At 78.5% G+C, this 800-nt stretch carries 1 pseudogene; it reads right to left on the bottom strand.

The features are described from left to right. Positions 1 to 800, bottom strand: a pseudogene (locus tag CR470_RS38240) (primosome assembly protein PriA); the annotation flags it as partial.

Genomic DNA, 800 nt, shown 5'->3' on the forward strand with positions numbered 1-800 from the left:
GCCGGGTGGAGCCGCACTCCGCGCAGTGCCAGGCCCGCTCGGCCCGCCCGCACCAGGCGCAGTTGAGATCCTGCTGGTCCGGGGCCTGGAGGGGGCCCGCGCAGTGCCGGCAGCGGGCGGGCGTCCGGCAGCGTTCGCAGGCGAGGCGGGGGGCATAACCCCGGCGGGGCACCTGGACCAGCACCGGACCGCTGCGCAGACCGTCGCGCACGGCCCCCCAGGCGAGGCTGGGCAGCCGGGCGGAACGGGCGGCACCGTCCCGGGCCAGCTCGCCGTCCCCGACCGTACGGATGAGGGGCGCGGCCCGGCGCAGCTGCTCGCGGTCCGCGAGGAGCGGCAGCGCCCAGCCGCTCTCCACGAGCTGGGCGGCCTCGACCGTGCAGCTGGTCCCGCCGAGGAGGAAGCCGCAGCGGCCCTGTGCCGACCGCAGCTCCAGGACCTCGCGGACGTGCGGGAAGGGGGCGTTGTCGTCGCTGTGGCTGGAGTCCCCGTCGTCCCAGACGACGACCAGGCCGAGGTCCTGGACGGGGGCGAACATGGCGGCCCTGGTGCCCACGACCGCCCGCACCGAGCCCCGGCGTACCGCGAGCCACTGCCGGTAGCGCTTCTCGGGGCCGGAGTCGGCGGTCAGCAGGGCGTGCCGGCCGGCGCCGAGCGCCTCGGTCAGGGCGGCGTCGACCCGTCCGGCGGCGCGTCCGTCCGGGACGACGACGAGGGCGCCGCGTCCGGAGGAGAGCGTCGCGGCGACGGCCCCGGCGATCTCGGCGGGCCAGTGCGGGCCGGGCAGGGCGGTCCACACC

Source organism: Streptomyces sp. rh34, assembly GCF_002551245.1.
Classification (GTDB): domain Bacteria; phylum Actinomycetota; class Actinomycetes; order Streptomycetales; family Streptomycetaceae; genus Streptomyces.